15 protein-coding genes are annotated in these 20,850 nt (G+C 56.4%); 8 read left to right on the top strand and 7 right to left on the bottom strand.

Features of this window, described 5'->3' with window-relative positions; translation table 11 throughout:
- Nucleotides 1–20 precede the first annotated feature (20 nt).
- From pulA to ACZ5AL_RS13445, 3 genes are all read left to right on the top strand, one after another.
- A complete protein-coding gene (pulA, locus tag ACZ5AL_RS13455) occupies nt 21–2,870 on the top strand; it encodes a pullulanase-type alpha-1,6-glucosidase (RefSeq protein ID WP_464511029.1) in 2,850 nt (949 codons plus the stop codon).
- Nucleotides 2,871–3,075: 205 nt separating this feature from the next.
- Entirely contained in the window at nt 3,076–3,432 is a 357-nt protein-coding gene (locus tag ACZ5AL_RS13450; RefSeq protein ID WP_464511028.1) for a DUF5684 domain-containing protein, read from the top strand.
- 50 nt (nt 3,433–3,482) lie between these two features.
- Nucleotides 3,483–3,992 (top strand): RDD family protein, encoded by a 510-nt coding sequence (locus ACZ5AL_RS13445; RefSeq protein ID WP_464511026.1) that lies wholly within the window; start codon nt 3,483–3,485, stop codon nt 3,990–3,992.
- 184 nt (nt 3,993–4,176) lie between these two features.
- On the opposite strand, the gene ACZ5AL_RS13440 is transcribed toward ACZ5AL_RS13445, so the two are convergent.
- From ACZ5AL_RS13440 to ACZ5AL_RS13430, 3 genes are all read right to left on the bottom strand, one after another.
- Nucleotides 4,177–4,626 (bottom strand): hypothetical protein, encoded by a 450-nt coding sequence (locus ACZ5AL_RS13440; RefSeq protein ID WP_464511025.1) that lies wholly within the window; start codon nt 4,624–4,626, stop codon nt 4,177–4,179.
- Between the two features lie 191 nt (nt 4,627–4,817).
- Nucleotides 4,818–7,220 carry a protein kinase domain-containing protein gene (locus tag ACZ5AL_RS13435; protein ID WP_464511024.1) on the bottom strand — a complete coding sequence of 801 codons (2,403 nt, stop codon included), beginning with the start codon at nt 7,218–7,220 and terminating at the stop codon, nt 4,818–4,820.
- A gap of 58 nt (nt 7,221–7,278) precedes the next feature.
- Nucleotides 7,279–7,944 (bottom strand): sigma-70 family RNA polymerase sigma factor, encoded by a 666-nt coding sequence (locus ACZ5AL_RS13430; protein WP_464511022.1) that lies wholly within the window; start codon nt 7,942–7,944, stop codon nt 7,279–7,281.
- A gap of 239 nt (nt 7,945–8,183) precedes the next feature.
- On the opposite strand from ACZ5AL_RS13430, the gene ACZ5AL_RS13425 reads away from it, so the two are divergent.
- The 3 genes from ACZ5AL_RS13425 to ACZ5AL_RS13415 all read left to right on the top strand — a co-directional run bounded on the left by ACZ5AL_RS13425 (nt 8,184) and on the right by ACZ5AL_RS13415 (nt 13,371).
- Nucleotides 8,184–8,840 carry an outer membrane beta-barrel protein gene (locus ACZ5AL_RS13425; RefSeq protein ID WP_464511021.1) on the top strand — a complete coding sequence of 219 codons (657 nt, stop codon included), beginning with the start codon at nt 8,184–8,186 and terminating at the stop codon, nt 8,838–8,840.
- Between the two features lie 48 nt (nt 8,841–8,888).
- On the top strand, nt 8,889–12,446 hold the full coding sequence (smc, locus tag ACZ5AL_RS13420; RefSeq protein ID WP_464511020.1) for a chromosome segregation protein SMC: 3,558 nt from the start codon (nt 8,889–8,891) through the stop codon (nt 12,444–12,446).
- Between the two features lie 139 nt (nt 12,447–12,585).
- Nucleotides 12,586–13,371, top strand: coding sequence for a tetratricopeptide repeat protein (locus tag ACZ5AL_RS13415; protein WP_464511019.1), 786 nt, complete (start codon nt 12,586–12,588; stop codon nt 13,369–13,371).
- A gap of 20 nt (nt 13,372–13,391) precedes the next feature.
- On the opposite strand, the gene lgt is transcribed toward ACZ5AL_RS13415, so the two are convergent.
- Nucleotides 13,392–14,198: a prolipoprotein diacylglyceryl transferase gene (gene lgt / locus ACZ5AL_RS13410; RefSeq protein ID WP_464511017.1), complete on the bottom strand. Its 807-nt coding sequence runs from the start codon at nt 14,196–14,198 to the stop codon at nt 13,392–13,394.
- Between the two features lie 233 nt (nt 14,199–14,431).
- Between lgt and ACZ5AL_RS13405 the strand changes: the two genes are divergently transcribed.
- Together ACZ5AL_RS13405 and ACZ5AL_RS13400 are read left to right on the top strand one after the other, a co-directional pair.
- Nucleotides 14,432–15,448, top strand: a complete 1,017-nt coding sequence (locus ACZ5AL_RS13405; protein ID WP_464511016.1) for an NAD-dependent epimerase/dehydratase family protein — start codon at nt 14,432–14,434, stop codon at nt 15,446–15,448.
- Nucleotides 15,449–16,142: 694 nt separating this feature from the next.
- The gene (locus ACZ5AL_RS13400) at nt 16,143–16,934 is read left to right on the top strand and encodes a queuosine precursor transporter (protein WP_464511015.1); all 792 of its coding nucleotides are present in this window, start codon (nt 16,143–16,145) and stop codon (nt 16,932–16,934) included.
- A gap of 152 nt (nt 16,935–17,086) precedes the next feature.
- Here the strand turns inward: ACZ5AL_RS13400 and ACZ5AL_RS13395 are convergent, their stop codons facing one another.
- The 3 genes from ACZ5AL_RS13395 to gcvH all read right to left on the bottom strand — a co-directional run bounded on the left by ACZ5AL_RS13395 (nt 17,087) and on the right by gcvH (nt 20,808).
- On the bottom strand, nt 17,087–18,724 hold the full coding sequence (locus ACZ5AL_RS13395; RefSeq protein WP_464511013.1) for an ABC transporter substrate-binding protein: 1,638 nt from the start codon (nt 18,722–18,724) through the stop codon (nt 17,087–17,089).
- 63 nt (nt 18,725–18,787) lie between these two features.
- On the bottom strand, nt 18,788–20,362 hold the full coding sequence (guaA, locus tag ACZ5AL_RS13390) for a glutamine-hydrolyzing GMP synthase (protein WP_464511012.1): 1,575 nt from the start codon (nt 20,360–20,362) through the stop codon (nt 18,788–18,790).
- A 68-nt stretch (nt 20,363–20,430) separates the two neighbouring features.
- Entirely contained in the window at nt 20,431–20,808 is a 378-nt protein-coding gene (gene gcvH / locus ACZ5AL_RS13385) for a glycine cleavage system protein GcvH (RefSeq protein ID WP_464511011.1), read from the bottom strand.
- Between the last annotated feature and the right edge of the window lie 42 nt (nt 20,809–20,850).

Raw genomic sequence — 20,850 nt, 5'->3', positions numbered from 1 at the left:
CTTCTGTTTTTGTTCTGATTATGATGCCCCGCCTGCTTTCGCTTTTCCTCACCCTTGCCCTGCTAGGGCTTACCGCCTGCGACGTGTCGCCCGATGCCGAGGCGCCGTCTGATGCCATAGACGGAGCTGCTGCTCATTGGATTGACCGCACCCATCTGCTCTGGGTCGATGCTCCAGATGCCGATTCCTACGAACTGCGGTATAGTCTCGATGCTGATGTAGAGGTGGAAAACGGAGCCGTATCGGGCGGAGACCCCCTTGCACTCACGGCGGGCATTGACCTGGAGATCGATGCCCCGTACCGCCACATTGCCGACGCGCCTGCCTTCGAACTCGACGCCGACAGAGCCACGGCCACCGAGGCTCTACGCGGACAACTCGTAGCGGTGGCTTACAATGAAAACGATGAGGTGATCGATGCGACCCTCGTACAGCGCCATGGTGCCATCGACTATTACTTTGCCTACGACGAAGAACTTTACGACGACGGGCCTCAAGGACCGCTTGGTCCGCAGTATGGAGGCTTCAATGATTCCATATCTGTATACCTGTGGGCGCCTACTGCGCAATCGGTTAAGCTGGAGCTCTTCGATGCCGACAAAAATAGCATCGATCTTCTTGAGCCCTCCAAAGAGCCGCCTTCAGATGGAGTCTGGCGATTTGACGGCGACGCAGACTGGGATCGCAAGTTCTATCGCTTCCACGTTGAGGTGTATCATCCTACGACAAACCAAATGCACACCTTCGAGGTCACCGATCCCTACTCGGTCAGCCTGTCTACCGATAGCGAATACAGCCAGTTTGTCGACCTGGAAAATGACGAATCCCTCAAACCCGACGGGTGGGATGCCATCCAGAAAGAGCAGCCTCGTCCTACCGACATCACCGCCTACGAAGGCCACATGCGCGACTTTAGCGTGCACGATGCCACCGTTCCCGAAGAGCATCGCGGCACCTACCGCGCTTTCACGCACGCCGACTCCGACGGAATGCAGCACTTGCAACGCCTGAGCGAAGCGGGGCTTACGCATTTCCACCTGCTGCCCTTCAATGACATTGCCACCGTCAACGAAGACCTCGACGACCGCGTCGACATCACCGATCCGTATGAGCGTATCTGCGAACTGGTCGATTACGATGGCCTCGAAGCTGCCTGTGAAGAGCATGGCGACCGCATTATCCAAGATGTGTTCGCCGAGCTGGCTGACGAAGACCCTGCGACCGAAGCGATTCAGGCGCCTTACGGAGATCCCGGGCGCATGGACGGCATGGCTATCTACGAAGGGTTCAATTGGGGATATGACCCGTTCCACTTCAACGCGCCACAAGGCAGCTACTCCACCGATCCCGATGGATCGCAACGCGTGCTGGAGCTACGCGAAATGGTGAGTGCGCTTAACGATATCGATCTACATGTGGTGCAAGATGTGGTGTATAATCACACCTTTGCCTCTGTTGACAATCCCGAGTCGGTTCTCGATAAGGTGGTGCCGGGCTACTATCACCGCTACGATCCCGTGACCGGAGACATCGAAACCTCGACCTGTTGCGATAACACCGCCGCAGAGTTCAAAATGGTAGAGCGCCTGATCGTCGACTCGATCGTACTTTGGGCCAAGCACTACAAGATCGACTCCTTTCGTTTCGACCTGATGGGGCATCATCCGCGCTCCACGATGGAGAACGTAAGCGATGCGCTTGCGGAGCTTACCCTTGAAGAGCATGGCGTAGATGGCGAAAACATCTACATCTATGGCGAAGGGTGGAACTTCGGTGAGGTGGCCGACGATCGTATTTTCGATCAGGCCACGCAGTTCAACATGGGAAGCACGGGCATCGGCAACTTTAACGACCGAATGCGCGATGCCATCCGTGGGGGCAACTTCACCGATACCGGACGCCAGCAAGGCTTTGCAAACGGCCTGCACCTCTTCCCCAACGAAGATGCCGATGAAGAGTCACTCAATGCACTCCTCGACGCCGGCGATCGCATCCGCGTGGGTATGACGGGCAATCTGGCCTCGTACACCTACGAAAACCGCGAAGGACAAACCGTAGAGGGCAGCCACGAGATGATCGGTTATGCCGAGCAGCCGCAGGAGTCGGTGAACTACATCGACAAGCATGACAACGAGACACTGTGGGATAACACGCAACTCAAGCTCCCCCGCGACCTGTCGATGGACGACCGCGTGCGTGTGCACATGCTAAGCAACGCATTCATCAACTATGGACAGGGGGTGCCTTTCTACCAGATGGGCAGCGACATCCTGCGCTCAAAGTCGCTCGATCGCAACAGCTTCGACTCGGGCGACTGGTTCAATCTCGTGGACTTTAGCCTGTCTGAACATGGGTGGGCACGGGGGCTACCGCCGGCGTGGGACAACGAAGACCGCTGGGATGACATGCGTGACTTCCTGCGCGATGACCGCTTTGCAGTACAGACCGACCACATGGAAACTGCTCACGAACTGTTTCTTGAGCAATTGCAAATGCGCTACAGCAGTCCGCTCTTTCGTCTTGCCAGCGCTGCCGAGATTAAGGAGCGTGTCGCCTTCCATAACACCGGGCCCGACCAAACGCCCGGTATCATTGCCATGACCATTTCGGATGGCGCCTGCGCTGGTCCTGCGCTCGACGACGACTGGGATGGACTTGTTGTTGTGTTCAATGCAGATGATGATACGCAGTCCATCACGCTTGATGGGCTCTCTGCGCTGGAACTGCACCCTATGCATGCCAACAGCACCGATACACAGCTTCGCGATGCCATCGCTGAAGCAGATGGCACGATATCGGTGCCCGCACTTAGTGCTGCGGTGTTCGGGGCGCCAGCCACCAGTGACCGTGATGGGATTCCGTGCAACTGATTGGCAACTGATTGATAGTCCCACTCCGCGTGCTCGTCCGTTTTGCCCACCAAAGCGGACGAGCAAACGGTTCGAAAAGATATTCTGCGATGAAGTGTCCGGATACCGTTACGGCTTGCGCTTAGTTATAATGAGCCTGTGTGAAGTGTCCAGTTTGTCTGCAGGCTTTCCTTCCTCTACCCCCACAAACTAATTACTGTGCGTTATGGAAGAAGCTATTGGCGTCTTTGGATTACTAATCTCGGCTTTGATCGCGCTGTTTTTTATCGCGGTGGGCTGGAAAATCTATCAGAAAGCCGACGAGCCTGGTTGGGCTGTACTAATCCCAATCTATAACATCGTCGTGTTGCTCAGAATGATCGGGCGGCCTATTTGGTGGCTGATCCTTTTAATTATCCCGGTCGTTAACTTTATTATTGCTATCATCATTAACATTGATCTAGCAAAAAGCTTTGGGAAGGATGTCCTATACGGCCTAGGGATTACCTTCCTGGGTATCATCTTTTTGCCCATGCTCGCCTTTGGCCAAGCCTCCTACGAAGGACCTGCCGCTGCTGAATAACGGGCCGTGTCGATCATCGTGCTACCCTGTTGAACTTGGTTCCATAGCTTATGTCTGATACGCTCTCCGGTCCATCCCCTACTTCCCCTGATCCTAATGCGGATTCTCCATCCAATGATACGCCCCCCGACAAAACAACGCGCTTTCTGGCTTTCCTGATTGATGGCGTGCTGGTTGCGGTGGTAAGTGCAGTTTTAGCTCCGCTTTCAGCCGCTCTAGGGAGCTTGCTGGGAGGCATCTATTTTCTTGTCCGCGATGGGCTTGAATTGGACTTCATGAACCAGCGCTCGCTTGGCAAGCACATAATGAACCTGAAGGTCGAGCGTGTTGATGGGGCTCCTATGAACATTGAGACCTCAGCACGTCGAAACTGGGTCTTTGCCCTGGGAGTGGTAAGTGCTCTTGTAGGCGCTATCCCGCTTATTGGATGGCTCCTTGCTCTCCCAGTCAGCTTGGTTGGGCTGGCTCTCGTTCTGTACGAAGGCTACCGCGTAATCACGCGTGACGACCAGCAGCGCTGGGGTGATGACTTTGCCGATACCCGCGTGGTCCGTTCCTGAAACAGCGGATGCGATTGCCGGATTGCCACCGCCTGTCTCAGCGACGGCGAAGCCAGTGTTTCTATGGGGCACTGGCTTTTGTGTTTGGGTGACTGTGTTTGGGTGACTGTGTTTGGGTGGCTGTGTTGTCAAGATGGGTTTTGAACACGCTGCACGGATCGCATATCTCCCTTGCCCACCACTGTTAACGGCTCCAGAAGAGCAAATACAACACCACCCCAAACACAACAACGGCAGCCCATCGCCCAAACGAACTTGTGCGTGACCTTCGAGGCGGCACCTCAGTAGCTTCCGCGTTCCACGTATCAGGTGCCCCGCCCGACGGCAATTCCGGCGTTTCATCAGACGCTTTTCCGTTTTGCTTCGAACGGTCTCCCGATGCCTTGCTCCACAGTGGAGGACGATCCGGAGGTTGATGGTCGTCTAAGAGCGCGTGCGCATACGAAACCGCCGAAGCATCGAGCACTTGCGTGGGAGCGTAAATATATCCGAGCCACGACTTCACGTCGCGGCGCATTTGAGCATTCTCGCAGTGCTCCTGGAGATAGGCGTCGTGTTCTTCAATCGGACGGTCTAATAACGCATCGATATGAGCATGAACAGATTTCCAGTAAGCCTCTTCTGATTGATTCATAAGCACCGATTGGCCATGCAGCGAAAGTGGAATGATGGGTGGGGATTGATATATGCGAGAAATGGTACATATACCGGACGCCCGAAAGCAATTGCGTTACATAATTACGCTTTAACCCAATAACGCTTTCTCTCTTCGTAACTTCGTACTCCGTTAGTAAAAAGTGATGTACGGATCTATTCTATGTGGCGCTACGGCATGAAAAAAGAAATCTGGTCAAGCGCTTGTCGTGTGCGTTGGGTTCGCCAATCATCAGCCCCAAAATCTTCCTTGAAACGATTATACGTCTCTTCGAGGTAAGCGCGCCCGGTGTCGACATCTCCTTGCATTGCGAGAGCAATACCCAGAATGCCTCGCCCGGCTTGCATCTCCCAATGCGTTGAGGGTACAAAGCGCTGCAGCATGTCTAGCCCTTCGCGAATCATCGGCTCGGCGATCTCTGCTCGCCCACGCTCTACTTCGACCCACCCCATACGGATAAGAGACGACGCAATATGTGGATGCTCTGCCGGTAACAGGTCACGCCGCAGTGCTAGTGCCTCTTCATGGTAAGCCGCAGCATCTTCAAGACGTCCTGTCAAATGCAGCGTAAAGGCATATCGAGCAAGGCCCGACGCATAGGAGGGGTGATTTTCTCCGTAGTGTTCTTGAAATGCTTCGATGGCCTCTTCGTGCACAGGAATTGCTTCGTCAAAGCGGCCTTGTTGCTGCAGCGAAATCGCCAGGTTGTGTCGATAGGTTGCCTGTGGTGCAGCCTGCTCTTCAGAGTCCGGTGCAAGGGCACGCCGAAACAGCGACTCGGCCTCTGTACCCCGGCCGGTTTGATTATAAAGTAGCCCCAAACTGTTGAGGTAGGATCCAAGCTCGGGGTCTTGATCCGAATACGTTTGCTCCATCTGGCGCAGTGCCGTGGTAAGGTAGTGGTCGGCCTCTTCGTATGCTCCGGTACGGAACAGCAGATATCCGAGAGACCGCTTGTTTGCGGCTATATCTTCGGAGGAGGCAGATGCGTCGATTCGCGTCTCCAAGGCATTGCGCAATAATCCCTCTGCATCATCATACAAGCCCAGGCTGTTGTAGACTTCGCCAAGCGTGGCTTGCAAATCGGCCTGAATGAGCGGAGCCGCGTCCATGTCTGTATCCAACCGGGCGGCCCCTCGGTCTACGACTTCACGTACAGTAATATCAGGATTCCCGGGAGCCGCTTGCAAATTAGACGACGCAAAAAGATCCGTCAGAAAGGTGGTCACTGCCTCCGATTTATCGCGTTCGGCAGCCAGTTGCTGCGAGTGCAGCGTGATGGTTAGTGCGTAGCCTAGCACCACGATCAATGCCAAGGCCGTGCTTGCCACACTCCACCGATTGCGGCTTATGAATCGTTGGACTCGGTACCATGGGGTTGCCGTACGTGCATGCACGGGACGATCATCGAGGAACCGCTGCACATCCTGTCCAAAGTCTGCAGCCGTGCCATATCGATCGCTTGGCGCACAAGAAAGCGCCTGCTGAACCACAGCCTCCAGATCGCCTTGCAGGGTTCGCCGTAACGTTGTAGGGTCGGTGCTACGCTGGGTGGCCAATTTTTCCTGTACATCCGATGGCTTCCGGTCGAACGCAATGTGCATTGGGTCGAGATCGCCTTCGCATACCGCCTGCATCAACGCATAGGGACCGGTGGTGTCGACATCAACGGGGCGGCATCCACAGAGCAGTTCGTAGCACACCCGCCCAAGCGCGTAGACATCGGTGCGCGTAGTGATGGCCTCTTGTTCTATCTGTTCGGGCGCGGCATATCCCGGAGTCAGTGGATGATAGCCGGTCTGCGTCTCGAACATCGGAAACGGAGGGGCATGCTCGCTACTGGCACCCTTAAGCACCTTGGCAATCCCAAAATCGAGCAGGCGCACCGTGCCGTCTTTCGTAACCAGAATATTGGTTGGCTTGAGGTCCCGATGGACGACCAACTGTTGGTGGGCGTACTGCACCGCATCAACAACCTGTTGCATTAGCGCAAGCCGCTCGTCGACGGAGGCCGCATGCGTGTCGCAGTATTCGGTGATGGGGGTGCCGTCTACGTACTCCATTACGAAGTACGGATAGCCATTGGGTGTTGTACCGCCGTCGAATACACGCGCAATGTTAGGGTGGTCGAGGGCGGCCAAGATCTGGCGTTCCATCACAAAGCGCTCTGCAAAGTGCGCCATGCGATTGTCGCGCAACACCTTAATGGCCACGACTTGTTCAAACAGACCGTCGCTGCGCTGGGCCTTGTACACGTGACTGCTTCCGCCCGTGCCAATAATCGAGTCTATTGTGTAGGCCCCCAACGCCGTTCCAGGTGCTAGCGAGGCTGACGATTCAGACGGTACAAGCTCGCTGCCCTCTACCCACGATGCCGCACAATCCCAGGCATTTCCATCAAGTACGGTAGGGGCTCCGGTAGCTGCTTGAAGCAACGCAAGCGCTTCTTCACGAAGGTCGGAGGCATCTGGAAAAGCATCTTCGATAACGGCTTTGCGCTGCGAGGGCGGCGCATCGAGGGCCGCATCGAGGGCATCGCTTAAGGCCGACCAATGAGTTTCAACCAATGACATGAGACACAGCTACAAGATAGAACGGGGAGGATACGCCACGGCGGCCATCCCTTACCGGTTAGGCTTTGGGTTCAGACAGCGCTCGGGCTAGCCAGCCTTTTGCTTTGCGCCAATCGCGCCGTATTGTGCGGGGCGACAGATCGAGCAACTGTGCAATTTCCTTTTCGGTCATTCCGCCAAAGAACCGATACTCAACCACTTTAGCAAGGCGTTCGTCCATTGCAGAAAGCTGGGCAAGAGCCTCGTCTAGCGCAATAAAGAGATGCGCCGTTTCGTGCTGGTCGGAAAGCTGGACTTTTTCCAGGTCAACATGCGGGGCTCCGCCTCCCCGCTTTTGGGCGGTACGACGGCGCGCATAATCCACCAAAATGTTGCGCATGATGCGTGAGGCCATTGCATAAAAGTGGAGCCGACTTTCCCACTCCACCTGGGTTTGATCAATGAGCTTCAGGTAGCACTCGTGCACTAAGGCGGTGGTGCCTAGTGTATGCCCCTGGCGCTCCCGTTTCATGCGGTGACGCGCCAGTTGTCTGAGCTCGTCGTATACCGCCGCCCACAACTGTTCGGCAGCACCGTCTTCACCTTCTTGATATTCGACAAGGAGCTGGGTTACGTTATCATCCATAGAGGGACGACCAGTTGCTGGGTGGGGAACGGTGCCAGCGCGTGATGCTCGGCGCAGGCGGGTGGCAGTTCGAGACGGCCAATCGCTACGGGTAGGCATGGCGTGGAATAAAGCTATGCTAGAGTAATAACGTACAACATGAAGCGCTAGAAACGCAACGTCCGCTTCGTTACATGTAGACGCATGAAGTTCAGTAATAGTATCACCGGGATCGGAAAACAGCCTGACCCGCCTTTCTGTGTTCTGCTATTTTGTTTCTCATGCGCGTCTTATGGATCACTGATATGCGTGTTTGCGTGTACCACCCGTTATAAGTATGTCTCAAAAGAATAAGGTTTATGGCGCGCTTACTTGGATGGCTTACGCTCGTGCTCGCCCTTATGAGCGCTCCTCCCATCGCCCATGGGCAGTCGGTTTCGTTTGGTGGAAGTGTAGGGGCGAACATTGGCTCGGCAACAACCAGCGACGACTTGGCCACCGCTATTCGTACCGGCGTGTCGATTGGCGGGGTGATGCATTTGGAGCTGTTTGGACCGGTTGGGCTACAGCCCGAACTGGCGATCACTGAAAAGGCGATAGCGATTACAGAAGGCACGGGCCAAACCAACTATAGTGCCTGGTACTTGGAAGTACCTCTTCAGCTCCGCACCGATCTGTTTTCTGTTTGGCGGCTCGACCTGTTTGCTCTAGCTGGCGGTTCGTATGGCCTGAAGCTGTTCGAAAACCAGAGCATTGGTGGCACTCTTCAGGCGCAGGTCCCCAGCAGCGAAACCTTCTACACGCGATCCGATGTGAGTGGGCTCATAGGGGTGGGGGCCACCCTCGACGAGGGGCCAACTCCGCTTAGCGTGTTCATTCGATACATGCACGGCTTTCAAGATGTGTCGCAAGGGCGCTCTTTGGAGGGGCCTGAAAACAGTCCATTTGTGCAAAACCCTTTTCCGCAGAGCGCCTCGATTCGTGCTGTCATGGTTGGCGTGTATTTGGGTATCTAACCTTATACAGCGGTGCCAACTCGTTTTCTGTGATGTCTTGATTGTGCTATGTATCTTCGCACCCTTGAACTGCACGGATTCAAAAGTTTTGCCGACCGCACCACGGTAGACTTTGACCCCGGTATTACGGCCATTGTCGGTCCAAATGGATGTGGTAAATCCAACATTGTAGACGCCGTGCGGTGGGCCATTGGCGAGCAACGCCCCACCGTGCTTCGGTCTGAGAAGATGCAAAATGTCATCTTCAACGGCACAGCGAACCGCAAGCCACTGGGGATGGCAGAGGTGAAGATCACGATCGAGAACAACCGCAATGTGCTTCCTACCGAATACTCCGAGGTCACGATTGGGCGGCGGCTGTTCCAAGACGGTACCTCGAAGTATCTAATGAACGATACCACATGCCGCCTAAAGGATATCACCGACCTGTTTATGGATACGGGCATGGGGGCCGATGCCTACTCGGTCATCGAGCTCAAGATGATCGACGAAATCGTATCGGGCAGCACTGCCGACCGCCGTCGCATGTTTGAAGAGGCCGCGGGCATTACGCGCTACAAGATGCGCCGCCGCCAGGCCCTTCGCAAGCTCGACAATACCCAAGACGACTTAGAACGCATCCGCGACCTGACGGATGAGATTAGCACGCAAGTCAAACGCCTAAAAAAGCAAGCCAAAAAAGCCAAGCAACACAGGGAGCTTTCCGAAGAACTGCATACGCTGGAGCTTCGGCTGGCCCAAATTGAGTACGACAATCTGCAAGACAAACGGACGCAGGTGCTCGCCGAGCAAGAGGCGGCCCAGATGCGCGCCGATACGCTTGATCAAAAGCACGACGATGCCGAAGATCGATACGAAGCGCTGCGCGAAACCTTAGACCAGCAAGAGACGGAACGGGCCAATCGCCGTGAGGCGCTCCAGGAGCATCGGGCAGCTATCAGTGAGATGGAGGCCGAGCAACGCTTGCACCGCGAACGTCTAAAAACCGCCCGCGACGATCGTAAGGAAGCGCAGGCCAATCAGGAGCGGGATGCGGAACGTCTCGATGAACTCACCGAGCGAGCCAAAGCCCTCGCTGAACAGCTTGAAGCGGCTCGTCCTGCCCAAAAGCAGGCCGAGTCGGCGTTAAAGGAGGCCGCACGCAAGCGCAAGGCCGCCGAGCAAAAGGCCGAGGGCCAGCGCGAGGAGCTCAATACGCTGCGCTCTACGCTATCTACACTCGAAAAGGAACAGACCGCGCGCCGCCGTACGCTAGACCGTCATACAAATCGGTTGGAAATGGTGGAGGAGGCTCGCGCACGCGCCGAAGACCAAAAAGAGCGGTTCACCAAAAACGCCGAGGCCGCCGCCGAACAAACCCAGGAGGCACGTCAGGCGATGGAGCAGGCCGAGTCTGAACTGGCTACCGCCGAAGACGAACTGGCCTCAGCGAAACGCGAACACATCGAGCAACGCGAAGCGCTGGATGCCGTCGAAGAGGCCTATCGCGAGGCGCAGCGCCGCCGGGATGCTGCCGAGGCCGAGGTCGAGTTGTTGCAGAGCCTCGTGTCTAGCTACGACGAGTTCTCCGACGCGGTGCAGCATCTGGCCGAGCACGGTCCGTTTGACCCTCTTACCACCGTAGCCGATGTGCTCAGCTGTGCCGATGAATGGCGGATTGCACTAGATGGTGCACTGGGCGATTGGGCGGCCTGTGTGATTGTACCCACCGCCGCCGATGCACAAGCGGCCATCCAAACACTCCAAGCCGATGAAGCGGGGCAGGCTACATTCATTGTGCTCGATGCTTTGCCCGATCCCTCTGAACCGGCCACCGCGCCTGCGGATACGACCCTGCTGCGCAATTATGTGCGCGTTACCGACGATCGGTATGCGCCGCTGGCCGACTTGCTACTTCGCCACTGCTTCGTCGCCGACTCGATAGAAGCAGCCAGCAGCGCCATCGACATAGCACCGTCCCAGGCGCAAATTTTTACGCCCACCGGTACCTGGATTGACACGCAGGGGCGCCGTCGGGGGGGCAGCCGGCAGGAGCATGCTTCGCCGGTGGCTTCACGCGTGGGGCGGCGCGAGCAGTTGGATGAGGCCAAGGCGACCCTTGCCGACGCCCAGGCTGCCTGCCAGCGGCTGCGTGAAGAACATGCGGCCGTAGAAACGGCGTTTGAGCAGGCCGAAACGGACCTCAACGATGCCCGGGCTGCCGTTAACCGAACCGAGCGTGCGTTTGATCGGGCCGAGGCTCGCTACGAGCAAGCCACCTACGAACAACAGTCGGCCATTGAACGCCGTGATGAGCATGCCGAGTCAGTCGCCGAGCACACCGATGAAATAGAGGCGCTCAAATCAAAAATTGAAACCGTGCGCGATGCGGTCGAAGAGGCCGAATCTAAACTCGCTACCCTTCGCGCCCAACGCGACACCCTTCAAGAAGCCGTCAGCGATGCCGAAACCGACGAGCGAACCGCTGTAGATGCACATAGCACCGCCAAGGTGGAGGCCGTGGAGGCGCGCAACCGCGTAAAGTCACTCAAGCGCGAACAAGACCAGACCCGCGAGCAGCGCGAATCGATTACCGAACGGCAGGCCGAACGCGAAGAACGTATCAGTCGGTTGGCCGATACGATTGACGATGCTCTTGATGCGCAGCACGACCTCGACGAAAAGATTGAAGCGGCCCGCAACGAACGATCAGCCTATCAAGAGGCGGTGGATGAAGCCGACGAGGCGTTGCAAGCTACCAAGCAAAACGTGAGCGAGGTGGAGCGCACCCTGCGCACCTTGCGCCAGGAACGCGAACAGGCTATTGCCAAAGAGAACAAAGCAGCCGTTCGCCGTGCCGAAATCGACACACGCATCGAGGAATTGGAGTCGGCTATCGAAGAGGATTTTGAGCGTGACTTAGACGACGATCCAGTCCATATTCCTGATGACTTCGACGTAGACGACGCCCGAAAAGAGGTCCGCTCGCTTCGTGGCAAACGCAACCGCATCGGCGATGTCAACCCGCTTGCAGTGGAGGAGTACGCGGAAGAAAAAGAGCGCCTCGACTTCTTACTCGAACAGCAAGAGGACCTGGCGGAGGCGGAAGCGACGCTGCTTGAAACCATCGAGGAAATCAATACAGCGGCCTCCAAGCGGTTTGAACAAACGTTCGAGGCGATACGCACAAACTTTCAGGAGTTGTTTGCCGAGCTCTTTGGTGACTCCGCCGAAGCCGACCTCGCTCTCGAAGATGCCGACGACCTGCTCGATGCTCCGATCGAAATCCACGCTCGTCCGCCGGGGAAACGGCCCCAAACGCTTGAACAGCTTTCCAGTGGTGAAAAAGCCCTGACCTCCATTGCCTTGCTGTTCGCTATCTACCTGGTTAAGCCGAGCCCATTCTGCATTTTAGACGAGGTAGATGCTCCTCTCGACGATACCAATGTAGAACGGTTCATGGACGTGATCCGCCGGTTCGCTTCGGATACGCAGTTCATTCTGGTCACCCACAACCAGCGCACCATGGCGCTAGCCGACCGGATGTACGGCGTTACCATGGAAGAAAACGGCGTGTCGAAGCTGGTAGGTGTAGAGTTTGACGAGGCGGTGGCTCTTACGGAATAGAACTGTTCTCCTAAAAACGAACCATTTCTTGGTGCAGCCATACGCAATTCATCGCTCCTCCTTGCATAGTTGCACTGATTGCATGTCATACAAAATGCCGTTGCGTGTCGCTTTCGTTGTTAGTCTTTTATGGATGGGGATGACCGCGCTTCCAATCAAAGCGCAGCCCGACACCACCGACGTATTGACAACTCACGATCTCATGGTAGATCGGGGCATTGCCCTTCCCAGCGATGCCTGGGTGGATACGCAACTCACGCGTTTAGAAGACGAGCGCCACACGGGCGAATTTGTGCGCATCATGAATGAGCTGGAAGCGTTAGCCGAGGCATTTCCCGACAATGGTGAGGTGCTGTGGCGACTGGCGCGCACCCGTACCGACGTTGCCGAACGCGAAAGCGATGAACCCCGCCGCGAGGAGCTTCTGCGTCAAGCCGTAACCGATGCCGAGCGAGCCGTTGAACTGCTCCCTGACCACTCAAACGCGCATCTCACGAAAGCTGTGGCTGCAGGTCGGGCCGCGCTGGTGGCAGGAACCCGGGAGCGCGTCGAGCTATCGCGCACCGTGCATACCTACGCCAACCGGGCGATTGAACTCAACCCCGAGAACGATCTTGCCTATCATGTACGCGGACGCTGGGCGTACGAGGTGGCTGGACTCGGATTTGTGTCTCGCCGCGTGGTGCGACTCGTCTATGGCGGACTCCCCAATGCGTCGTATGCCGACGCCGCTGCCGACTACGAGCAGGCCATTGCTCTTGAAGAGCGCGTGGTGCACCGGTTTGAGCTTGCGCGTACGTTTATCGAAATGAACCGGCCCGATAGCGCTCGCGCCCAACTCAAACGCGTACTCGATCTGCCCATTGGCGATGTCACCGATCCGATCTACAAAGAGCGGGCGGCGCGCCTGCTTGAACGGTTATAGCATTGCTGCAGCGCTCGACCTCACGACTCACGTTGCGTGTACCAAAGTGTCCACAGCCCCAACAGCACAGCGGGAATGCTAAGTAATTGTCCCATGTCAATGGGGAGCGTGGCAGCAATATCGGAAACGGGTGCCTTGAAAAACTCCAATCCAAATCGGGCGGTAAAAATCAGTATCAGGAATAAGCCCGAAAGGAGTCCGTGTTTGGCGGTGCCCTGAACGGCACGAGGCTGCACGTACCAGCGATAGACGGCAAACAGCACCACAAAAATAAGCCCGTACGCCAGTGCCTCGTAGAGTTGCACGGGATGGCGAGGCACCATATCAATCCGTGTAAAGATAAATGCCCACGGTACCTCGGCCTCCATGCCGTACAGCTCCGAGTTAAACACATTACCGATTCGGATGCACATACCGGCCAGCGCCATAGGCACCACCACCCGGTCCGTTACCCAAAGAAACGGTTGATCGCGTCGGGAGCGGGCGTAGAAGTAGAGCGCTACAATAATTCCAATTCCTCCCCCATGGCTTGCTAACCCGCCCTGATGCACATATAAAATCTCGATCGGGTTCAGCAGGTAATAATCGAAGTTGTAGAAAATGACATGCCCAAGTCGTGCTCCAATGATCGTTCCGCCCAGCATGTAATAGAGCAGCGGATCCAGGTCGCGCAGGGGTTTGCGTTCCTGCTTAAACATCCACCGCATAATGAAATACCCGATCACAAAGCCGGTCATAAACAGCAGCCCGTACCAGTGGATCTGAAACGGGCCCAGGTCAACCAACACTGGACTAACATCCCACTCAATCTGGGTGCGTATCGGCATAAATACAGGGGGATACGAAGTTCACAGAACAAAGCAATGAATACAGCCTGTGCAACGGCTTGCCCTAGCGGATACGTTCCATCTTCCTCAGTGAAGAGATCTCTCATCCGAGTTGGAGCCGAACGAGGCCATGCGAAACGGCTATGATCTACGCGGATTCCTCCTACATGTGGAAAGCGATAGTCTCCTTTTTAACGTTCTCGTTTCTCTCTTAGCCACACGCTGCGTGTTATATGACATCTCCGGCATCATCCAAAACCATTTTCGTAACAGGTGGCACAGGCTTTGTCGGAAGCCATCTGGTAGAGGCCCTTCTCAAAGAAGGCCACGAGGTGCGCTGCCTGGTTCGAAGTCGCCAAAAATGGCTGGGCCCGCTCGATATTACGCCCATACGAGGTGACTTAACCGACGTTGAGGTGCTGTGGGACGGCCTGAAGGGCGTAGACGAGGTGTATCACATTGCAGGTATCACCCGAGCGCAGACGTGGGATGCATTTTATCGGGCCAACGTACGCGGCACCCTTAATCTACTGGGTGCGATCCAGCAAACTGCCCCGAATCTAGATCGGGTACTTGTTACAAGCAGTTTGGCTGCCGTAGGGCGCGGAGCCGACGGCATTGCGACGGAAGACGATCCGTTGGAGCCAGTGAGTCGTTATGGCCGAAGTAAAGCCGAAATGGAATCGGCCCTGCGTAGCACACATCAGATGACAACCTCGTACTGGGACACCTTGCCCATTACGGTGGTGCGTCCCCCTGCCGTGTATGGCCCGCGCGACCGCGACATCCTTACGTTTTTTCAGGCCGTGAACAGTCATGTGTGTCCTGTTGTGGGGGGAGGCCGTGATCCGGCCGTAAGCCTGGTACATGTGCGCGACCTGGTTCAGGGGATGATTCAGTGTGCCCGTGCTTCCGAGGCAGTACGTGAGGTCTTTTTCCTGGGGAGCCGTACTCCGTATGCCTGGAACGACGTGAAAGAGGCGTCCACCTCGGCGCTAGATACCTGGGCGCTTACGGTACCGGTGCCTACATTCTTCGTTGGTGCAGTCGGGGCTGCCGCGGAGTTGTGGGGGAAGATATCGGGATCGTATCCTGCACTAAACCGAGAGAAAGCTCGTGAAATCCGATATGCCGCCACCATGTGCAGTAGTCAGAAGGCGATGGAGCAAGTAGGCTATGCCCCAACCATTGACCTGATGGACGGGGTCGCCGAAACCATCGCATGGTATCGTGAACAAGAATGGCTGTAGTTCTCTGTCACACCTGATTGTTAGGGGCCAACATTGTCATCGCGAGGAGGGAGCCCTGCGACTGACGTGGCGCTGTGAGCGATAGCGAACGAGTACTCTTGGGGTGCGATCTCATGCCGTTGATTGGGCGCCTGCATACGGCCTGATAGCATGAGATTGCGTCGCTGCGCTCGCAATGACAAGATTGTGAGTTATTCTCGGTACGTTAGGGGGCACATGCGTTACCCAAACATTGACCTGTGACACAGCAGTAGTACTCTGTCACGCCTGAATATTAGGGTGCGGAGACCGTGCCAAACTCTGTGTGCCACCCCCCTCCAAAAAACCTGTCATGGTGAGCACGCGACGGGCCCAGCCCGGAGCACGCCGAACCATCTCCTCGGCGTTCAGCAGGCGCTGGACGATTGAACGGCCCTGCTCATTTCGGGGGAGATCTTTATTCGCTTCGCTCATCAGTCGCTACGCTCGTGTCCGACTCCACGTCTCCTAGACGGAGCCGCTCCGCTCAAGATGACATCATTTAACGAGAGGCGTTTTCTACCCGAAGTTTGACGTGTGACACAGTAATAGCTCATGGGCGTGCGAATTTGCCCATGAGGATACATGATGAGGTTGCACTCTACTTTGCCGGAACAGCAGGACGGAGAACTCGTGCAGGATTCGTCGTGTTTTAACCTGTTTCCGGTGCGCTTTCATGGCCGACTCTTCGTTGCCCCCCAGTCATTTCACCGCGGCAGACACCGAAGTCCTGCGCCAGTCAGGCACAACCCGCGCCGAGGTCGTGTTTTTATTGCTTGCTGGCGTGTTCATTGGGGCGCTGGTCATGACCAATGCCATTGCCGGAAAGTTTTTCGTGTTCTTTGGGCAGGAACTCTCCGCGGGCATTATCGCCTATCCTATCACGTTTCTTGTCACCGACCTGATCTCCGAACTGTTCGGGCGTAAGCGCGCGAGTGTTGTGGTGGGCGTAGGTTTTGTAGTGAGCGTATTCGTCACGCTTGTGGTGTGGCTAGCGGGCATCGCTCCAATTTATGCCGAGTCGCCGGTCTCGCAAGAGGCGTTTGACATGGTCTTTGGGCTGATGCCTGGCATTGTGCTGGGCTCGATGACCGCCTACCTGACAGCTCAGTACATTGATGTGCAGATCTTTGAGTTCTGGCGCAACCTTACTGATGGCAAGTACATGTGGCTGCGCAACAACGGGTCCACCTTTTTCAGTCAAGGGGTGGATACCGTTATGGTGGTGACCATTGCGCTGGTGTGGTGGCCCCAAATTGACGGCAACCCACAGACAGAAGCCATTGCGTGGTCTACCTGGCAAGGCATTGTGTTTGGCCAGTACGTGTTCAAGGTCGCCATTGCGGCCTTCGATACGCCCTTCTTGTATCTGTTCACTTACGGGCTCCGTCGGTGGATTCGCAACGACCCGGCGACCGAGGCACCACCCATTCAAGAAGAAGGGGCCGAATCAACCGTATCAGCGTAGATTGGAAAATGCAGTGCCACGCGATGGGGGCGGTTTGAGGACGTTGGAGCATCGCCACGAGAGAGAGTTGGGGAAATGCAACGTAGCGACACAGCGCGCCGTGTCGAGGACGTGTCGCCAACGGGGCCGAACAACACCAACCTGCGATTTCCTTACCGGACCAGTTCGAGTTGGTTGTTGCGATAGCGATGGATAAACATGCCCTGATTGATATTGCCATTGCTGAAGTCAATACGGATGCCTAGTCCATCGTATCGTCCGGCATTGCGCAGCACGTGTGGGCGTAGTCGCGGAGCACCGGCATCTGTATTCAGCACATATCCTGCTACATCGTGGCCGGTGTAGGCTAACCGCTTTGCTGTAGGCGAATCGGCATCAGGCGCCTCTCCCGTTAAGATCTCATAGTGTTGAATGAACGATTGCACGTCCTCGCGCTCGGTGTCTACGTAAAAGTCGTTGGTGTACGTAGTGCTAAAGCGACTTGCTTCTCGGGCAATGTTCAGGTTATGCCATTCGGAGTTACCAAGTACGCGTACGCCCATCTGGGTACGCTCCATGCCAGTAAGTGCCTCTTGGATACGTCCGCGAGCGTTGCGCCCTGAAAACGGAATGTACATCGCCTGTGTGGCAGCCCGCATTTCGTCGGTAATGGTGGTATCCGATTCCATCACATTGGATAGGCGCGACCATAGGCGTGGGCTTTCCACCTCCACGGTGTACGGCACGTCAATTCCGATGGACCGGGCCTCTTCCCGAAAGCCATCGGCCATGCGACGGCTTAAGGTGTTGCCCTGCTCATAGACGATACCGCTAGAGCGCACCATCAGGCCCTCAGCTGCGTAGCGTGCCATAACACGTCCACGCATTTCAATCGACGGGTTGGCTTGAAACACGTACTCGCGCCCGGCAGAGACGCTCTCTTCGGTCGCCATGGGAGCGATGAGCACCACATCCGAATCGTCGGCAGCGGCACCGGCTATTTCCGCCTGATCGCTGTAGAACGGTCCAATGATTACATCGACGCGGTCATGGCGCACCAGTGAGTCCACCGCGGCTGTAATCGATCGTTCGCTGGGGTCGTCTTCGGTAGCCAGGTGGCGCACGTACATCTTGGCCACTCGGTCGGGGGCGGGGCCAGTTTGTTCTGTCACCACTTCAAGCGAGTCGATGACCATCGTGTCGCGCTCTGTGGTGAGTGTCGTAGCCCCTTCGGAGTCGGCCCGGTCGCTGCCTAAGAGGTCAGCGGTTTCATGAACTGAAAAGTCGCGGTCGCGAAACGCGGAGGGCACGACGTACCGGCGCTCTACTCCGTTGTGTGTGTCTACGGCCAGGCGTACGCCGTTAAAGAAGGCCTGGGAGAGGGGAGCATCGTCATCCTCAAGCGAGAGCATCATGCCAATGCGCAGTGTATCTGGAGCGGCATGCCCTTCGCGCTGCGCATCTTCGGACAGATTGATGAGCCGTGTTGCATCCGACCGATAACTTGTGTCGGGGTAGCGGTCGAGCAGGGTTTCAAGAATACTGACGGCATCTGCATAGCGCCCGGCTCGAAACAGAGCGCGTCCGCCCATCAGTAAGGCCGCCGTTGTTTTGCGGTGCAGCGGATACTCAACCGTTGCCCGGAAACGATCATAGGCTTCAGTGTAATTGCCCGCTTCAAATGCAGCCACCCCCTCTTCAAAGAGCAGCTCAGCATCCTCATTTTCGGGAATGCCATTATCGGTTTGCGCATGCACAGCGGGCATGGCACCAAGGCTAAGCACAAGAACAATCAGGATGCAGCGCCACATAGAGATCATAGAGAATCGTGGTAAAACAAAAAGCCGCAACGTGCGCGCCCCATAATATACGAGTTACTCCCACTCAATCGTACCCGGCGGCTTCGACGTAATATCGTAGGTGGCCCGGTTGATGCCGCGCACTTCGTTTACGATCCGGTTGGCTGTGCGGCCCAGCATGTCATGCGGCAAGTGCGCCCAGTCGGCGGTCATGCCATCCACACTAGTAACGGCTCGAAGGGCACATACATGTTCATAGGTGCGCTCGTCACCCATCACGCCCACGGTTTGCACGGGTAAGAGGGCAACTAATGCTTGCCACACCTCATCATACAAATCATGAGCACGCAGCTCTTCGATAAAGATGGCATCGGCTTCGCGTACAATGGCCAGGCGCTCGGGGGTAACCTCGCCAAGGATACGAATGGCCAGTCCCGGTCCCGGGAAGGGATGCCGGTGCACAATGGCCGGAGGCACACCTAAGAGTTCACCGATCTCGCGCACCTCATCTTTAAACAGCTCGCGGAAGGGCTCCAGCAACTCAAAGCCAAGCCGGTCGGGCAGTCCGCCTACGTTGTGGTGCGTTTTGATGGTTACCGAGGGTCCTTTAAACGACACGCTTTCAATGACATCGGGATAGAGGGTGCCCTGTGCCAAGAATGCGGGGCGCTCGCCCAAGTCATCGGTGAGCGCTTTTGTTTCTTGCTCGAACACGTCAATAAACGTATTCCCGATACGCGTACGTTTTTCCTCGGGGTCAGTTACGCCTTCTAGCGTATCCAGGAAACGCGGGGTGGCGTCGACTGCCCGCAGATCCATACTAAAGTGCCCGCGGAACGTATCCTGCACCTGCGTCCATTCGCCTTTTCGCAGCAGGCCGTTGTTCACAAAGATGCAGTGGAGCTGATCGCCTAACGCTTTGTGCAAAAGCGCTGCGGCCACCGACGAGTCTACGCCGCCCGACAGGCCAAGGATGACGTGCTGCGCCCCGACGCGCTCGCGGATTTCGGCCACCTGCGTCTCTACAAACGAGGCAGGCGACCATGTGCCTTCGCAGCCACAGATGCGCAGTGCAAAGTTTTCGAGCAGGCGGCTTCCATAATTGGTATGTACTACCTCTGGATGAAACTGTACGCCGTAGTGCGGATGGTCGTTATGCCGTACCGCAGCAATGGGAGCGTTTTGCGTGCGGGCAAGCACCGTGTATGTGTCGGGTAGCTCCGCCAGGTGATCGCTATGGCTCATCCAGACGGTGGCACCATCGGGAATGCCATTGAAGAGCGGTTCGTTGGTATCGGGGATGCGCAGCGTTGCGCGTCCAAACTCGCGGCGGTCGGCTTGCTCGACCGTTCCTCCTGCGTTTTGCGCCATCGACTGCAGTCCGTAGCAGATGCCAAGCACCGGCACCGGAGCGCCGTCTTTGCCGGTTAGCTTTAGTAAATTCGGGTCGAGTTGCGGCGCATGATCATCATAGACCGAGCACGGTCCTCCGGAAAGAATAATGCCATCCGGACGAAGCGCGGCGAGTTCTTCGGTCGGGCGTGTGCAGGGGTGGATTTCGGAGTATACGCCCGCCTCGCGGATGCGCCGCGCAATGAGTTGGGTGTACTGCGATCCGAAGTCAACGATGAGAATGTGCTCGTCGGTCATGCGGCACGGAGAGGCATGTGAGAAAAATAGGTGCCCACACGAAGACACGAGTGGGACTTGCGTTAGGGTTATGCGATGTCGGCATACGAATCTGAGTCGAGCAGATCTTCCAACTCCGACTCATCTTCCAGTTCAATAACAACCATCCAGCCGTCGCCGTACGGATCGTCGTTGACGTGCTCGGGGGTGCTTTCGAGGCTGGTGTTAACCTCTACAATCGTACCCGACACGGGCATGAACAGTTCAGACACCGTTTTTACAGCCTCCACGGTGCCGTAAATATCGCCGGCATTGAGTGTGGTGCCCTCGGGCTCCAGCTCCACAAACACGATGTCGCCAAGTTCGCCCTGTGCAAAGTCAGTGATGCCTACTTCGGCGGTGCCATCGTCGTTGAGGCGCAGCCATTCATGATCTTGGGTGTAGTAGAGGTCATTCGGGTAGCTCATAAAGTCAGGGGGGGTGAGACAGAAAAAACTGAAGACGGGAGG

Source organism: Natronotalea proteinilytica, from assembly GCF_055379935.1.
This window is presented reverse-complemented; position numbering and strand designations above follow the sequence as displayed.